The following is a 16,085-nucleotide window of genomic DNA, read 5'->3' on the forward strand; positions in this document are numbered from 1 at the left end:
CGACCGGTACACGCGTCACGAAGTGACCGCCGCCCGCGCAGGGCGCCCGTCCGCAGGACACAGCAACAGGCCGTATGATTAATCAGCCATGAAGCCCCGCATCGCCATTCCCGTCCCCACCAGCACAGACCTCGCCTATAACCAGCGCTCCTGGCCCCAGTATGCAGCAGCGGTCGAAAGCAGCGGTGGAACTCCCGTCGAGATACCCCTCACCGCCACTCCTGCCGAGATCGCCAACCTCATCAACACCTGCCAGGCGGTCCTGCTCCCCGGCAGTCCCGCCGACGTCAACCCGCAGAAGTACGGCCAGGACCCCATCCCCGAGTGCTCCCCAGCCGACCACGCCCGGGAGAACGTCGACGAGCTCCTCATCCAGGACGCTCACAACCTCTACAAACCAGTCTTCGCTATCTGCTTCGGCCTGCAGTTCCTCAACGTTTGGCGCGGTGGCACCTTGGTGCAGGACCTCGCGATTCTTCCCGTCAACCACACCGCTGGCAGAAGCGTAGCAATAGCCCACACCGCCGCAATCGCACCCGATTCCCACCTGGGATCGTTCCTGGACCCCGCAGAAGCCCCCGTACAGGAGGAGTTCCTCCGCCTCCCCATCAACTCCAGTCACCATCAGGCTATTGGCATCCCGGGAGATGGCCTCCGCGTCGCTGCCCGCTGCCCGCAGGACGGAGTCATTGAAGCCGTAGAGGGCGGTCAGGCCAGCGAAGGGGCCACCTCACACTTCGTTCTGGGGGTGCAGTGGCATCCCGAGCGCAGCTACGACCTAAGCCCCAGCTCCCGCGCGCTCTTCGACCGCTTTGTGGCGCAAGCCGCCAATTGGACGCCGCGCCCAGTCCACACCTCCGTAGCCTGACCGCTCCTGTCAGAATGTTCCACGTGGAACACCTTCATGCTTTCCAACCTTGAGATACTGAAACTCCATGCCAACCCTCTCTGAAGCGGAGATTGCCTCGCTCCTCACCCCTTATCTCCCAGACGCCGCTCCTCTCGTTCTCTCCAGGCTCGCCGTCTACCTCGAACTACTACTCAAATGGAACGCCCGAACCAACCTCACCGCGATCCGCGATCCGAAGGAGATCGTTTGTCGGCACTTCGGGGAAAGTCTCTTCGCAGGGAGACATCTAGCCTCGGAGACTAAAACCCTCCTCGACTTCGGCTCCGGGGCAGGCTTTCCTGGTCTGCCCATCGCTATCCTCCACCCCGAGATTGCCGTAACCTTGGCTGAATCGCAGAATAAAAAGGCCACCTTCCTCCGGGAAGTCGGGCGGATGCTCGCCATTCCGGTCGAAGTCTGGCCTGTCCGCGTCGAAACCATGCCCGAAGGCCGTCAATTCCACACGGTAACCCTTCGCGCTGTGGACAATATGTCCTCTGCCCTTATCGCCGCGGCGCCCCGCTCTACCAACGATCTTCTCATCATGGCGGGAGCCACCCCACCCGCTCCCCCTGGCTTCACCCTCCAGGCTTCCATTCTGATCCCAACTACCGAATCAAGCATTCTGATCCGGGCAATCCGCAATTAACTGTTCCACGTGGAACAAAGATTTCCACATCTTCCCTTCGGAAACCCCACAATCCAGGCCCTAAATCACGTATCCCACAAGTTCTCCACAGCCTTCGCCTGTTCTGCACACCACCCACCCATTGCCACGCCGCCTTCCGCCGGATACCCTTCCTTTACCGCAATGACCACTGAACAACTCACTCCCAAACCTGAAGACACCACCCAAAAGCCCGCAGACCAAAAATCTTCTCCCAAGCCGTCCAAGGTCATCGCGGTCGTCAATCAAAAGGGCGGAGTCGGCAAGACCACCACTGCCATCAACCTCGCGGCAGCCCTGGCCCTCGAAGGCCTCAATACCCTTCTTATTGACTGCGACCCCCAGGCCAACTCCACCGGCGGCCTCGGTTTTGCCCGCGCCAGGGACGGCGAAGAAGCCCGCCTCAGCATCTACGACATCCTCGTCGGCCAAACCACCATCGCTGAAGCCCTCCTCTCCACCGAGATCGACACCCTCAAGCTCATTCCCAGCAGCAAGAACCTCATCGGTGCCACGCTCGAGCTCATCACCCTCGACCGCCGCGAGTACAAGCTCCGAGAAGCCATCGAGCCCATCCGCGGCGACTACCCGTTCATCCTCCTCGATTGCCCACCGGCCCTCGACCTCCTCACCCTCAACTCCCTTGTTGCCGCCGACAGCCTCCTCGTCCCCATGCAGGCCGAGTACTTCGCCCTCGAAGGCATCTCGGAGCTGATGAGCACCCTGGACCGCGTCGGCCAGGCCTTCAACCCCGGCCTCGCGCTCGAGGGCGTCCTGCTCACCATGTACGACGACCGCACCAACCTCTCCCAGCAGGTCTCGGAGAATCTGCAGGCCTTCTTCGCCGACAAGCTCCTCAAGACCACAATCCCCCGCAACATCCGCCTGGCTGAAGCTCCCAGCCACGGCAAGCCCGTCTCGCTCTACGACCCCAGATCCCGCGGCTCCGAGGCCTACCGAGAGCTGGCCCTCGAACTCCTGACCCGCAACAAGATGGACAGCCCCGAAGAAAAGCGCCGCAAAGCAGCAGCCGCAGCAGCCGCAAGCTCGCTCAAGTCATTCAACAAGCCAGAAAAGAAGCCTCGCTTCTGGCAGTCCAGCAAATAGCAAAGAAATTACACCCGACCAACGGGAGGGGAGACACAATCCGTTCAACTCAAACAAGGTAGACACGTCACGAAGTGACCGCACCACGCGTAGTGGGCCCGTCCGGCAGGACAAATACTTCACACACAGAAAGTCACAAACGATGCCAACCGCCACCGCAGATCCCAAACGTCGCGCCCTGGGCAAGGGCCTTGAATCTCTCCTCCCCCAGCGTCCTGCACCTGTATCACTCTCTGCAGCCGCAGCACAAATCTCAGAGCCAACCGGCAAGCCGCTCGAGATCCCACTCGACCAGATTGAACGCAACCCCTTCCAGACGCGCAGCCACTTCGACGAGGCCAAGCTAGCCGAACTGGCGCAGTCCATCGCTGCCTCAGGCGTAGTGCAACCCATTGTCGTGAGGCCACTTAGCGGAGGCCGCTATCAGCTCATCACCGGCGAGCGCCGCTGGCTGGCCAGTAAAAAAGCAAACAAGACCACCATCCCCTCCATCGTGCGTCAGGTCTCGGACGAGCAGACGCTCGAGATGACCATCGTCGAAAATCTTCAGCGCGCCGATCTCAACCCCATCGAACAGGCCCGCGCCTACCAACGCCTAAGCAGCGACTTCAAGATGACCCAGGAGCAGATGGCCGTCCGCACCGGCAAAGAGCGAGCAAGTGTAGCTAACTTCCTTCGTTTGTTGCGTTTACCGGAATCGGTCCAGCAAAAAGTGGAGTCCGGCGATCTCTCCTTCGGCCATGCCCGCACCCTCCTCGCGCTCGATTCGCCCGAAGCCATCACCACAGCCGCCCAAAAGGTGATGGCGCTGTCGCTCTCCGTCCGTCAGACCGAAAGCTACGTCCAGGGCCTTATCAACCCCGAGGCAAAGGAGAAGAAGGAGTCCAAGGCCGACGCGCAGCCCGAAGACCCCAACGTCCGCGAAGCCCAGGACCGCCTGCGTCGCTCCCTCGGCCTCAAAGTGCGCATCGAGGACAAGAAGGGCAAAGGCCGCGTCATCATCGAGTACTCCGGCCTCGAAGACTTCGACTCCATCCTCACCGCGCTAGGCGGACAGTAGTAGGCGGCCAGTAGTCTCGGGCATGCACTAAAGATCAAGGCACTAATAATTCGGGCCGCGCTGGACAAGCACTCAAACAAGCACCCCAACAAACACCGAAGACTCTCGCAGACACGTCAGGAGACTCCACATGCGTCAAGTCCATCCCGTGAAACTATATTTATTCCTTTTTTTGTTACAAATTGCTTTTCTCAGCATCCACGCCCAAACGACACCCCGCATTCTCCTCCGCACCGGTCATCTCCTCGACGTAAAGACCGGAGCCGAGCCTGCCGCGCAGACCATCATCGTCACCGGCGATCGCATCACCGCTATCGCACCCACGGCCACCACGCCGAAGCAAGCTGGTGACACCGAGATCGACCTCACTCGATACACTGTCATGCCCGGCCTCATCGACGTCCACACCCATCTCACCATGGCGACGAACTTCGACCCGTACTACGAACTCTCGATGACTCCTGCCAAAGAGGCGATCATCGGGGTCGAAAATGCAAAGGTCACGCTCGAAGCCGGCTTCACCACGGTGCGCAATGTAGGCGCGAACGACTTCACCGATGTCGCCCTCCGCGATGAGATCAACGCAGGCCACATCCCCGGCCCGCACATGCAGGTCTCCGGCCCAGCCCTCGGCATCACCGGCGGACACATGGACGAGAACCTCCTCCCCTACGAGTACCACGTACACGGCCAGGGCGTAGCCGACGGCATCCCCGCCGTTCAGCATCAGGTCCGCGAGAACATCAAGTACGGCGCCGACCTCATCAAGATCGGAGCCACTGGCGGCGTCCTCTCCAAGGGAGACGACCCGCAGGCATCGCAGTACACCCTCGAAGAGATGCAGGCCATCGTCGCCGACGCACACCGTCTCGGCCGCAAAGTCGCAGCGCACGCACACGGAGCGCAAGGCATCCTCTTCGCCACCGAAGCAGGCGTCGACTCCATCGAGCACGGCAGCTACATCAACGACGAGGACATCGCCCTCATGAAGAAGAAGGGCACCTACCTCGTCCCGACGGCGTATCTCATCGATTGGGCGCAACAATATGCGAACCTTCCTCCCATCTACGCTCAGAAGATGAAGGACGTCAGTGCGGTCGAAAAGGTGAACATCCGCCATGCCATTCAGTCCGGCGTCAAGATCGCCCTCGGCACCGACGCCGCCGTCTACCCCCACGGCCTCAACCCACACGAGGTCGATGTCTACGTCAATCAGTTCGGCATGTCTCCCCTGCAAGGCATCCAGACCGGCACTCTCAACGCCGCGGACCTCATGGACTGGACCGATCGCGTCGGCTCCATCGAACCCGGCAAGTGGGCCGACCTCATCGCCATCGACGGCGACCCGCTCAAAGACGTCAAGCTCCTCCAGCACGTCCCCTTCGTCATGAAGTCCGGCGTGGTCTACAAAGACGAGACCCACAAGTAGCAGGAAAGAAATCGCCGGATCAATATGCAAGCCTCAGCTCTTGAGTTTCGTCTTCGTTTCATCATCGGCATCGTCATTTATTTGCTCGGATTCATCGCCCCGTGGAACATTCTGCTGCACCTGGACTCCATTCGCACCTGGCAGTATCTCGCCGCATGGCCTGCGCGCAGTGGATGGCTCAGCTTCAGCGCTGCCACCATCATGGTCCTGGTCCTCGGCATCCTTTGCGCCGTTGCAGGAGCGTTCCTGCGCACCTGGGGTTCAGCCTACCTCGCCCACTCCATCGCTCAAGCAGGCGCGATGCACGGCGAAGGCGTTGTCGCCGCAGGGCCCTATCGCTATCTCCGCAATCCGCTATACCTTGGCACCTTCTTCCACACCTTCGCCCTCGCGCTTCTCATGCAGCCCAGCGGAGCCATCTTCTGCATCGTCGCCATCGTTCTCTTCCAGCTGCGTCTCATCTTCGCAGAGGAGTCCTTCCTCACCGCAAAACTCGGCGCCCCCTATCTCGACTACTGCGCCAAGGTCCCACGCCTCTTTCCATCGCTCACTGCACGCATCCCCGCATCCCCAATGCGCCCATCATGGCCCACTGCATTCCTCTCCGAGATCTACATGTGGGGTGTCGCCATCTCCTTCGCGGCGCTCGGCTGGCGCTACAACTCTGTGCTCATCATCAAGGGGGTCCTCATCTCACTCGGCCTCTCCCTCATCGTCCGCGCCTTCCTCCCCAAGCGCTAGAAGGCGTCGAAGACGCGTCAGCCTCGATGGCAGATCGCGCCGTGCGCGCAGCACGCCTTTGCAGTTCTCGCCCATAAAGGGGAAACCCGCCGCGCCACACGATCAGATCGTGGACACAGCGGGTTAGTCTTTCTCGCGCTTCAGCAGCCTAAACTCCGAGGCGCGTCAATCGGGGAGGGCCTAATTCTGCGACACCATCGCACCAACTGGCGCACCCGAGCGTCGCTGTCGAACTACTTCTTTACCGGTGCGATCGTGTCCTTGGCAACCTTGGCCACGCGGAACTTCACCACGGTCTTGGCCTTGATCTTGATGGTCTCACCCGTCTGCGGGTTGCGGCCAAGACGCGCCTTGCGCTCTGCCTTTACCAGTTTGCCGATACCAGGAATGGTGAACTCGCCATTCTTCTTGGTCTCTTTGACTGCGGTCTCTGCCAACAGTTCCAGGAAACCTGCGGTCTGCTTGTTGGTCAGTTCGAGCTTCTCCGCCAGGTGGCGAACCAGCGCTGTCTTTGTCATTCCCTTTGCCATGTATTGCTCCTTCTTGCTTTCGAAATAGAATTCTAAGGTCTGCTCGCCTTGCCCGCATAAAGATTTCGTAAACCGCATCCAGTTTTGCAATGCGAAATCACCAGTGTTCATGCGGGTGCGGAGAACCGTACCGCAATTCACCTTCAGCCTTTCCGCGCGCTTTGTCAACTCCCTTTCTTCGGTTTCCACAGGTTTTTTCCGGTTTTTCTCGGTTTTGTTCGAAAACAGGTACATTTTTCTCATAAATAACCAAGAAAATCCCTGATTCTACGCGCAGGTTAACCAGTCGATCTATTCAGTCCCAGTGACGCGAGGTGCGTTTAGGGACGAATCTTTTTTGCCCCAAAATCTCTCATTTGCGTAGCGATTAATAGAAATAAAATAAGGCACCTGAGAGATGCCATACGCAGTTCGGAACCTGACAACGCCGAAATACGTAACCAAAGTCTATGACCAGTACAAGCGACGCGTACCCCGGCGATCCGGCCGTCAAATCCGCTCTACGGCTTGCTGTTATCTTTGCGAGCGTCAAACTACTGCTCACCTTCGGACTCACTCTGTACACGCAGAAGATTGGCTACAGTTACTTCCGGGACGAGTTTTACTACATCGCCTGCGGGCGGCACCTGGCCTGGGGCTATGTGGACCACGGTCCGGTGGTCGCGGTGCAGGCGAGGTTGGGCGAGCTACTATTTGGCGATTCGCTCTTTGCCATCCGCATTTTTTCCGCAATCGCGGGCGCGATCATGGTGTTCCTCGGTGGTCTGGTCGCCTGGGCTCTCGGTGGTCGCCGGTCTGCGCAGGCGCTGGCCATGCTCGGACTGATCTGCTGCCCGCAGTACATCGGCGCCGATGGTTTTCTCTCGATGAACTCGTTCGAGCCGATGTTCTGGACGTTTTGCATACTGGCGCTCGTTCTGATGCAGAACGGGCGCCCTGAACGCTTCTGGTGGCCCATGCTTGGCATTGTCAGCGGCATTGGAATCCTCAACAAACCGTCCATGCCTATGTTTCTTGTTGCGCTTCTCCTGGGGCTATTGTGCACACCGGAACGTCGGGTGCTTTTCTCGCGATGGGCCTTGATTGGCATTCTCCTGATGCTTATCATCCCGCTGCCCTATGTCGCGTGGCAGTACGGAAATCACTGGCCCATGGCTGAATTTCTGCACAACGGCACGGTGCACCATAAGAACGTTACGCTGGGGCCGTTGGCGTTCTTTCTTGCGCAGTTTGCCAACATGCAGCCGGTGAACGCACTGCTGTGGGTCACCGGCGTTATCGCGCTTCTGCGCAGCAAGTCCATCCCCCGTGGTCGCTGGCTTGGGCTCGCGTTTATCTTCTTCTTCGCGATGGCCTTCCTTAGCCATGCGAAGGACTACTATCTGGCCCCGGTGTATCCCGCGTTCTTTGCTGCTGGTGCCATTGCCTGGGAACACCGCTTTGCAGCTTCTCGGCTTGTGCAGCGCTCAAGCATTTTTGCGTTTCCTGTGTTTGAAGCATTGCTCGTTGTCACTACAGCCATTGTTTTACCCATGGCCTCGCCTGTGCTAAAGCCGCAAACCTGGGTGCGCTACACGACGGCCCTGCATCTCCCCCACAACAACACTGAAAGGGCCGCAACCGGCCCTTTGCCTCAGTTCTTTGCCGATCGCTTCGGCTGGCAGCAGGAAGCCAGTATCGTCATTGCCGGCTACCGTTCACTGACGCCTGAGCAACAGCAGCATGTGTGCATCTTCGGCAATAACTATGGAGAGGCAGGCTCCATCGATTTCTTCAATCGTCTGCAGCATGCCGACCTTCCGCCGGCGATCAGTGGCCACAACACCTACTATCTCTGGGGATCACATCATTGCGATCCCAACATAAGCATCGCCGTCATAGGCGATACGCCTGAGGAGATCGGCCAGAAATACTCCAGTGTCATGGTGCTTGGTCATCTGAATAGTCCTTACGCGATGCCCTACGAACACAAGAACGTATACCTCCTTCGCAACCGGCGAGCGGATGCTCAGTTTCTCTGGTCTGACGAAAAGCATTACGACTAGCAAGCAATGCGCTCGAAATCACAGAATGGTCCTGAGAAGGCGGCTTTTGTTTACTAATTGTTCTTTCACCCGACCATAACTGGCCAAGCGCAACTGACCCATACTGGTTTACTGGTTCCCCCGAATATTCACCCGCAATCAGTATGTGATATCTTCCTCCGCAGTAAACCCAAGGAGCGAAGTCCATGCACAAAGCATTCTCCCCCTCGCGCGTCGGCGGGGTCCTCCCCTCCGTCTCAAAACTCCTTCTCCTCGCATCTCTCGCCATCGTCACCGCCTCTGCGCAGGTCGTTCCTGTTCCACCGACTCCGCAGGTAGGCTCTTCGAACCCAGTCACCGCCGAGCCTCTCGTCTCCCGTCCCCACACCAAACCCTGCGTCGTCTCGCTTCTCAGCAATGCCGCCTTTGAGAACTTCAACGGAACGCCCCTCACCTACGCTCCACCCGCAGCCTGCCCCGGCCCGTGGGCCAAGGTGGTCCTCACCGCCGACTTCACCGTCACCGCCGGCCGCCAGTTTGATCGCAGCGCCTGGTTCTATCTCGGCGACACCAACATCTTCTACGGCACCACCGCCGAACCCCGCGCCGCCCTCAGCCCCTCCTGGCACATCGAGCGCGACCTCACCGATCTCACCGCACTCTTCAAGTCTCCGCAGACCGGCCTCGCCTCCATCGGCAACGTAGTTAACTCCACCTACACCGGCATCATCTACGCCAGCGCCGAGCTCGAGTTCTACCCCGCCTCCTGGCAGGCCCCCGCGCCCGTCACGCCTGACGTCATCGTCCCCGTCAGCTCCGGCAACGGCCCCGTCACCCTCAACACCACCACCGATCAGGCGACCGCAACCTTGAACCTTCCGCGCAACGTAGAGAAGGTCTACCTTGACGTCATCTCGCAGAGCCAGATCGGTGACGAGTTCTGGTATCTCTGCGTCCCCACCCCGGTCGCAGGCGAGCTCGAAACCTGCGGCAACACCGCCTTTCGCGAGACCGAGATCTCCATCGACGGTAAAGCCGCTGGCGTCGCTCCCGTCTATCCCTGGATCTACACCGGCGGCCTCGACCCCTACCTGTGGGAGCCCATCACCGGCGTCCAGACCCTCAACTTCAAGCCCTACCGTGTTGACCTCACACCCTTCGCCGGACTCCTCGCCGACGGCACCCAGCACACCGTAGCGGTCAGCGTCTATAACGCCAACGGATACTTCCTCTCCACCGCCAATGTGCTCGTCTATACCGACCACGGCAGCAAAGAAGTCTCAGGCGGAGTCCTCAGCAACACCCTCACCGCCGCACCCAATCCCGAGGTCGTCCAGAACCTCTCCACCGACGCCAGCGGCACCACCACCGGCACCGTCAACGTAGGCTCCAACCGCACCTTCTCCATCACGGGATACGTCAACACCTCACACGGCCGCGTCGAAACTACCGTCGCACAAAAAGTAAACTTCCTCAGCGCGCAGACCTTCGACGTCAATGTGGCCAACGGCCCCGAGATTCAGAACCTCGTCCAGACCAGCACCGTAGACTCTGAGACCACAACCCGAGATGGCTTCCTCGTCGAGAAGACCTCGAAGCACATCTCCTTCCCGCTCACACTCGACTACACCTTCCTCAATAATCCCAACGGCACCTTCACTCAGGTAGTCTCTTCTAACCAGCAGGACCTGCACACCGAAGCGAAGTCCCTCAACGGCTTCCAATACTTCCAGTCCAGCGCCAAAGAGCAAGTCAACTCGCAAGACACGCTGCAGTTCGACGCCGGCTTCAACGTAACGGCGCCCGGAGTAGGCAGTTCCAGCGCCTCCTACCGCAGCAACGACTCCCTCGGCGATTGCTACAGCAGGTCACTCACCGCTGCAGACCAGAAGCTAACCTCAGTGACCGACGGCAAAGGTTGCCACGACCACGACCACTGGTTCTAGCAATCAAGCGCAAACCCGCACCTGTCCTCTCGTCCATCGTGCAACTCGCGCGGTGGACGAGCGACACCTTCTCTAAAGCTTCACCCTCTTGCCAGTTCGCGCCGACTCATAGATCGCTTCCATCACCCGATGGTCTCGCAGCCCCTCTTCGCCCGGTGTCTTCGGCTCTATCCCTTCCAGAATGCACTCCGCAAAGTGATCCATCTCCAACGCGAACTGATCCTTTTCTTCAATCTGCGGAGCAATCTCATTCTCATGCTCCCCGTCCAAATGGGACCACTTCAACTTATTCCCGTGATACGCAAACGCAGGCGACATCTCCGCCCATGCTGAGGTTCCTTCCATCCGTAGAAACTGGCTCTTATGCACGTCATAGCTCGTCGTGCAGGTTGCGGTGTAACCGCTCGGAAATCTCAGGCTAAAACTGCAGCTAGCCTCCACCTCAACGAACCGCAGATCATCCTTAGGCTGCCAGGTCTGCGCCATCACTTCGCTCGGCTCCTCGCCAGACAAAAATCGTGCTGCGTTCAAACAGTAAAGCCCCACATCCGGCAGGCACCCGCCTCCAGAGAGCGAACGCTTCAATCGCCACTGCGCCGGGTCTCCCTCCTGTTGCGAGTTCGAAGATACAAACCCGCGCAGCTCGCCCAGCTTGCCCTCCGTCACCAGCTGCCGCAACGCACGGTTGTGCGGTTCGTACTGCTGACGATACGCAATCATCAGCTTCACCTTCGCCTGCTTGCACGCAGTAATCATGTGCTCCGCCTCTTTGCTGCTGGTCGCCATCGGCTTCTCGCACAGAATGTGTTTCCCGGTCTTGGCACCGCGCACGACGTACTCCTCGTGCATCCCGTTCGGCAGCACAATGTAGATCGCCTTCACCTCGGGATTCTTCGCAAGCTCCTCATAGTTTGCATATCCATAAATCGCGGAGCCGTTGATGCCATACTGCGCCGCAATCTTGGCCGCCTTCGCGCGATCGCCGCTCACCAGCGCCACCGGCTTCGAATACTCTGACGACCCAAACGCAGGCAGAATCTGATTCAACGACAAACGGCCCAGGCCCACAATCGCAAAGCCGACGCGCCTGTCCTCTGGAAGAAACGGCCCCGGTGTACTCTCTTTTTGTTCCGAAGGTCCATGAATCTGCGACAGCTGGACCTCATTTTCTTCGTTGGGCCTTCGTTCGCTTTGTTGTGCGAAACCCGCAGTCGCCACTGCACCCGCTACTGCTGCGGAGCGAAGAAAGCTTCTGCGAGAAGAGGCAACAAGCGTCATAGGCGTGTGATGCTGCGCAAATAGCCAACGTTGTCGTCTCGCATCCGTACACATACAGAGAAAGGAACTCACTTCCGCCGCATCAAAAATCGGCTTCGTCTTTTCCGAAACTCTCCCGACCCGCTTTGCAACCTGTTCGCCGGGCAACCCTGAATCAAATCCCCCACCCTCGCATCAACCATAGGAGACAATCAACTCTGAGGGGAAAACCGATGCAGATCGGCATTGACAGCTTCGCAGCACTCGTTCCAGATCCCATCACCGGTCAGACCGTCACCGCGCAGCAGCGCATCGCCCATCTCCTCGAAGAGATCAAGCTCGCCGACGAAGTTGGCCTTGACCAGTTCGGCCTCGGCGAACATCACCGCAGCGAGTACCTCGACTCCGCCCCCGCCGTCATCCTCGCCGCCGCAGCCTCCATCACAAAAAACATCCGCCTCACCTCTGCCGTCACCGTCCTCAGCGCAGCCGAACCCGTCCGCGTCTTCCAGGAGTTCGCCACCCTCGACCTTATCTCCGGCGGCCGCGCCGAGATCGTCGCAGGCCGCGGCTCCTTCATCGAGTCCTTCCCTCTCTTCGGACTCAAGCTCGAAGACTACGACGACCTCTTCGCCGAAAAGCTCGATCTCCTCCTCACCCTTCGCGAGAGCAACAACATCCACTGGTCCGGCAAACACCGTGCCGCGCTCACCGGACAAGGAGTCTTCCCTCGCCCGCTGCAGAACCCGCTGCCCGTCTGGCTGGGTGTTGGTGGCACCCCAGAGTCCTTCGCCCGCGCCGGCATGCTCGGCCTGCCCCTCATGGTCGCCATCATCGGCGGCGAACCCCACCGCTTCCGCCCACTCATCGACCTCTACCGCGAAGCAGGCAAACAAGCAGGCCACGCGCCCGACTCGCTCAAGGTCGGCATCCACGCCCTCGGCTACGTAACCGACACCGACCAGCAAGCCTCCGACGACTTCTTCCCTGGCTACGCCGAAGCCTTCACCAAGATCGGCAGAGAGCGCGGTTGGCCGCCAGTCACCCGCAGCCAGTTCGAGGCGCTGCGCCGACCCACCGGCGCTCTGATGGTCAGCGATCCCGAAACCGTAGCCGCAAAGCTCCTCAGGATGGACGAAGCCCTCGGCGGCATCTCCCGCATCAGCTTCCAGATGAGCGTCGCTGCCCTGCACCACGACAAACTCCTCCACGCCATCGAACTCCTTGGCACCCGCGTTGCCCCCATCATCCGCAAAGCTCTACCGGCTCTGCCGAAGTGAGGTAGATCGAAGGCTCTCAACTACAATTGTGACCGGCAGTACAGTGTGCTGAAGGGAGTCTCGTATGGCTGACACATTCACCCTCGATCCGGCCCACACGGCCGTCCTGAGCATGGATTGTCAAGCCGGCATCGTCTCCATCTACACCCGAGAGGGCAAGGACGCCTTTCTGGCTCGAGCCGCAAGTGTTCTCAATCATGCTCGTGCTGCAGGCATGACCATCATCCACATTCAGGTAGGCTTTCGATCTGGACTCCCCGAAGTCAGCTCCCGAAATGCGCTTTTCAACGCCATTAAATCCTCAGAGCAACATCAGAAGCTGTTTCTGGAACCGCATGGAACGATCCCAGATGTCATCGCCCCGCAAGACGATGACATCGTTATAACCAAGCACCGAATCAGTGCCTTTGCCGGCACCGATCTCGCTATGATTCTCCGCGCCAATGACATCGATACCTTGGTTCTCTTAGGCATTGCGACCAGCGGAGTCGTCCTCTCCACTCTTATCGAGGCTTCTGACGCCGACTACCGTCTTGCGGTCATCGGCGATTGTTGCGCTGACCTGGACTCAGCGCTTCACGATTGTCTCCTCCAACGATTCTTCCCGGCACGTGGCTCGGTCTTGTCGTCTGAGGGTTTTATCGCCGCCTCATTGAAGACGGATAAACAATCATGAAAAGTTCTCCACGGGCTGGCCGCATGCACTAGCGCATCCCTCCGCGACTCTCTGCATTGCAAAAAGCAAACATGTAAAAGAAAAAGGTGAGATGCTGATGGGGCGCGGCAGTTGGCCACCCCTTCTGCCGCGAGGAAGATCGCACACTTCCACAAACTCTTTCCCGTCCGGACCGCCAGGCGCTGCCTATATTGGAGGACCTTGGAATGCCGCTGCTGCGAAGAAATAACTACACCCTGCTCCTGCCTTTGGCACTCCTGGCCGCCAGCATCGTGCACAGCCAGACGCCCGACCCATCCAACTCTCCCGCCGTTCCATCCCACGAAACCTCACCTGCCTCCAAAGCTCACCCCCGCGTCGCCCTCGTCCTCGAAGGCGGCGGAGCCCTCGGCTTCGCTCACATCGGCGTCCTCCAGTATCTCGAGGAGCATCACATCCCCGTCGACCTCATCGTAGGCACCAGCATGGGCGGACTCGTCGGCGGTCTCTACGCCACTGGCCGGAGCCCAGACGAGATCCGCAACCTCATCCAGAACATCGACTGGGACAGAGCCATCGGCGGCCGCACTCCCTTCCCCGACCTCTCCTACCGTCGCAAACAGGATCGCGTCGAGTACCCTAACCGCCTCGAGTTCGGTCTCCGTCACGGCCTCTCTCTCCCCGAAGGCCTCAACACCGGCCAGCAGGTCGGTCTCATCCTCGACTCCGCCACCCTCCCCGACTACAACCTCAAATCCTTCGACGACCTCCCCACCCCCTTCCGTTGCGTCGCCACCAACATGAACACTGGCCGCCCCCGCGTCTTCGACAACGGCTCCCTCGCCCGCGCCCTGCGCGCCACCATGTCCATCCCCGCTCTCTTCGTCCCGGTCGTGATCGACGGCGTCACCTACACCGACGGCGCTGCGGTAGACAATCTGCCGGTCGACGTGGCCAAGGCCAACGGAGCCGACATCATCATCGCCAGCTACCTCGACAACACCGGCGGCCCCCAGACCACTCCCGGCTCCTTCCTCGCCACCACGGGAAACTTCGTCAGCATCGCCATCGCCGCTAACGAGATGCGCAGCCTTCAGGCCGCGGACATCCTCATCAGCTCCAAGCTCCAGGGCTTCACCAGCACCATGTTCACCAAATCTGCCGAGATTATCCCGAAAGGCGTGCAAGCCTCCGAAGCCAAAGCCAAACTCCTCGATCGCTTCTCCGTCAACGACGCCGAATGGGCCGCCTACCTCGCCCAGCGCAACGCCCGACGAAAGACTGAAACTCCCACTCCGCAATTTGTAACCGTAACAGGTGTAAGTACTCCAGCCGCAGTCGAGATTGAACGCAGCCTCCACCAGACCATCAACAAACCTATCGACACAAAGTTCCTCGACCAGGAGATGACCCGCTACGTCGGCTATGGAACCCTCAACGCAGCCGGCTACAACATGGTCGACCGCAACGGCGTCCCCGGCCTTAATATCAACACCTACCCCCGCTACAACGGGCCGCCCTTCCTCGATCTCGCCATCAACATCGACGGCTCCGACACCCAGGATGTCCTCTTCGGCATGGCCGGCCGCATCATCTTCCAGAACCTCGGCGGCTTCCGCTCCGAGTGGCGCACCGACATCTTCTTCGGCTACTCCTACGGCGTCCGCAGCGAATACTATCGTCCCTTCACCCCGCATAGCCAGTTCTTCTACGCACCCCGCGCCTACGCCACCAGCACCCGCTTCGACTTCTACAACGCAGGCGCCAGGACCTCGCAGTATCAGATCAACCAGAACGGCGTAGGCTTCGACGCCGGCTACACCTGGAAGCGCAACGCCGAACTCCGCTTCGGCCAGGACGAGTATTGGTACTCCGTCACCAAGCGCATCGACTTCGACAACCTCTCCATCCCGCCCCAACAGCAGAGTGTCACCTCCCTGCGCTTCACCTCCTACAACACCGACAACTCCGTCCTGCCCTTCCACGGCGTCAACACCTTCTTCCGCGTCGAACGCCACGAACCCTCCAAAGGCAACGACCCCTTTACCCTCGCCGAAGCCCGCGTCGCCGGATATCTCCCTCTCTCCCCCAAGGCCTCTGTCTTTCTCACCGCCAGCGGAGGCACAGCCTTCGGCGCACCACCCAGCGTCACCGACCTCCAGGGCTTCCCTCTAGGCGGCCCCTTCCGCCTCGGCTCCTACGGACGCAACGAGCTCCTCGGCACCCAGTATTGGCTCTTTCAAGGAGGCTACGAGCGCAAGATCTTCCAACTCCCACCCCTCCTCGGCGAAGGCGTCTACGCCGTTGGGTTCTTCGAAGGCGGCAAGGTCTACAACAACCTCAACGCCGCGGACGAACTGGAGTCCGAAGCCTGGGACGGCAGCTTCGTCCTCGTCACCCGCACCGCACTCGGCCCCATCTACATCGGCGGAGCCTCCGGCAACAACGACCACCGCAAGTGGTGGTTCGGCCTCGGTCACGTCTTCTAATCGCCATCCCT

At 59.8% G+C, this 16,085-nt stretch carries 13 protein-coding genes; 11 read left to right on the forward strand and 2 right to left on the reverse strand.

Annotation, left to right across the window (positions count from 1 at the left end; all coding sequences use genetic code 11):
• The first annotated feature begins 88 nt into the window (after positions 1–88).
• From HDF08_RS19290 to HDF08_RS19315, 6 genes are all read left to right on the forward strand, one after another.
• Complete coding sequence (locus HDF08_RS19290) at positions 89–868, forward strand: gamma-glutamyl-gamma-aminobutyrate hydrolase family protein (RefSeq protein WP_179640295.1); 780 nt, start codon at positions 89–91, stop codon at positions 866–868.
• 67 nt (positions 869–935) lie between these two features.
• Complete coding sequence (gene rsmG, locus HDF08_RS19295) at positions 936–1,538, forward strand: 16S rRNA (guanine(527)-N(7))-methyltransferase RsmG (RefSeq protein ID WP_179640296.1); 603 nt, start codon at positions 936–938, stop codon at positions 1,536–1,538.
• 162 nt (positions 1,539–1,700) lie between these two features.
• Entirely contained in the window at positions 1,701–2,663 is a 963-nt protein-coding gene (locus HDF08_RS19300; RefSeq protein WP_179640297.1) for a ParA family protein, read from the forward strand.
• Positions 2,664–2,805: 142 nt separating this feature from the next.
• Positions 2,806–3,723 carry a ParB/RepB/Spo0J family partition protein gene (locus tag HDF08_RS19305; protein ID WP_179640298.1) on the forward strand — a complete coding sequence of 306 codons (918 nt, stop codon included), beginning with the start codon at positions 2,806–2,808 and terminating at the stop codon, positions 3,721–3,723.
• A 130-nt stretch (positions 3,724–3,853) separates the two neighbouring features.
• Positions 3,854–5,152: a metal-dependent hydrolase family protein gene (locus tag HDF08_RS19310; protein WP_179640299.1), complete on the forward strand. Its 1,299-nt coding sequence runs from the start codon at positions 3,854–3,856 to the stop codon at positions 5,150–5,152.
• A 24-nt stretch (positions 5,153–5,176) separates the two neighbouring features.
• Positions 5,177–5,893 carry a methyltransferase family protein gene (locus HDF08_RS19315; RefSeq protein WP_179640300.1) on the forward strand — a complete coding sequence of 239 codons (717 nt, stop codon included), beginning with the start codon at positions 5,177–5,179 and terminating at the stop codon, positions 5,891–5,893.
• Between the two features lie 233 nt (positions 5,894–6,126).
• On the opposite strand, the gene HDF08_RS19320 is transcribed toward HDF08_RS19315, so the two are convergent.
• Positions 6,127–6,423, reverse strand: coding sequence for an HU family DNA-binding protein (locus HDF08_RS19320; RefSeq protein WP_158792936.1), 297 nt, complete (start codon positions 6,421–6,423; stop codon positions 6,127–6,129).
• 449 nt (positions 6,424–6,872) lie between these two features.
• Between HDF08_RS19320 and HDF08_RS19325 the strand changes: the two genes are divergently transcribed.
• Positions 6,873–8,468 carry an ArnT family glycosyltransferase gene (locus tag HDF08_RS19325; protein ID WP_179640301.1) on the forward strand — a complete coding sequence of 532 codons (1,596 nt, stop codon included), beginning with the start codon at positions 6,873–6,875 and terminating at the stop codon, positions 8,466–8,468.
• 185 nt (positions 8,469–8,653) lie between these two features.
• On the forward strand, positions 8,654–10,393 hold the full coding sequence (locus tag HDF08_RS19330) for a peptide-N4-asparagine amidase (protein WP_179640302.1): 1,740 nt from the start codon (positions 8,654–8,656) through the stop codon (positions 10,391–10,393).
• Positions 10,394–10,465: 72 nt separating this feature from the next.
• Here the strand turns inward: HDF08_RS19330 and HDF08_RS19335 are convergent, their stop codons facing one another.
• On the reverse strand, positions 10,466–11,671 hold the full coding sequence (locus HDF08_RS19335) for a Gfo/Idh/MocA family protein (protein WP_257031285.1): 1,206 nt from the start codon (positions 11,669–11,671) through the stop codon (positions 10,466–10,468).
• Between the two features lie 212 nt (positions 11,672–11,883).
• Here HDF08_RS19335 and HDF08_RS19340 point away from each other — a divergent pair, with 212 nt between their 5' ends.
• The 3 genes from HDF08_RS19340 to HDF08_RS19350 all read left to right on the forward strand — a co-directional run bounded on the left by HDF08_RS19340 (position 11,884) and on the right by HDF08_RS19350 (position 16,074).
• Entirely contained in the window at positions 11,884–12,930 is a 1,047-nt protein-coding gene (locus HDF08_RS19340) for an LLM class flavin-dependent oxidoreductase (protein ID WP_179640303.1), read from the forward strand.
• A gap of 64 nt (positions 12,931–12,994) precedes the next feature.
• Positions 12,995–13,606 (forward strand): cysteine hydrolase family protein, encoded by a 612-nt coding sequence (locus HDF08_RS19345; RefSeq protein WP_179640304.1) that lies wholly within the window; start codon positions 12,995–12,997, stop codon positions 13,604–13,606.
• 206 nt (positions 13,607–13,812) lie between these two features.
• The gene (locus HDF08_RS19350; protein WP_179640305.1) at positions 13,813–16,074 is read left to right on the forward strand and encodes a patatin-like phospholipase family protein; all 2,262 of its coding nucleotides are present in this window, start codon (positions 13,813–13,815) and stop codon (positions 16,072–16,074) included.
• The last annotated feature ends 11 nt before the right edge of the window (positions 16,075–16,085 follow it).

Origin of the sequence: Tunturiibacter empetritectus (assembly GCF_013410875.1) — a bacterium.
GTDB lineage: Bacteria > Acidobacteriota > Terriglobia > Terriglobales > Acidobacteriaceae > Edaphobacter > Edaphobacter empetritectus.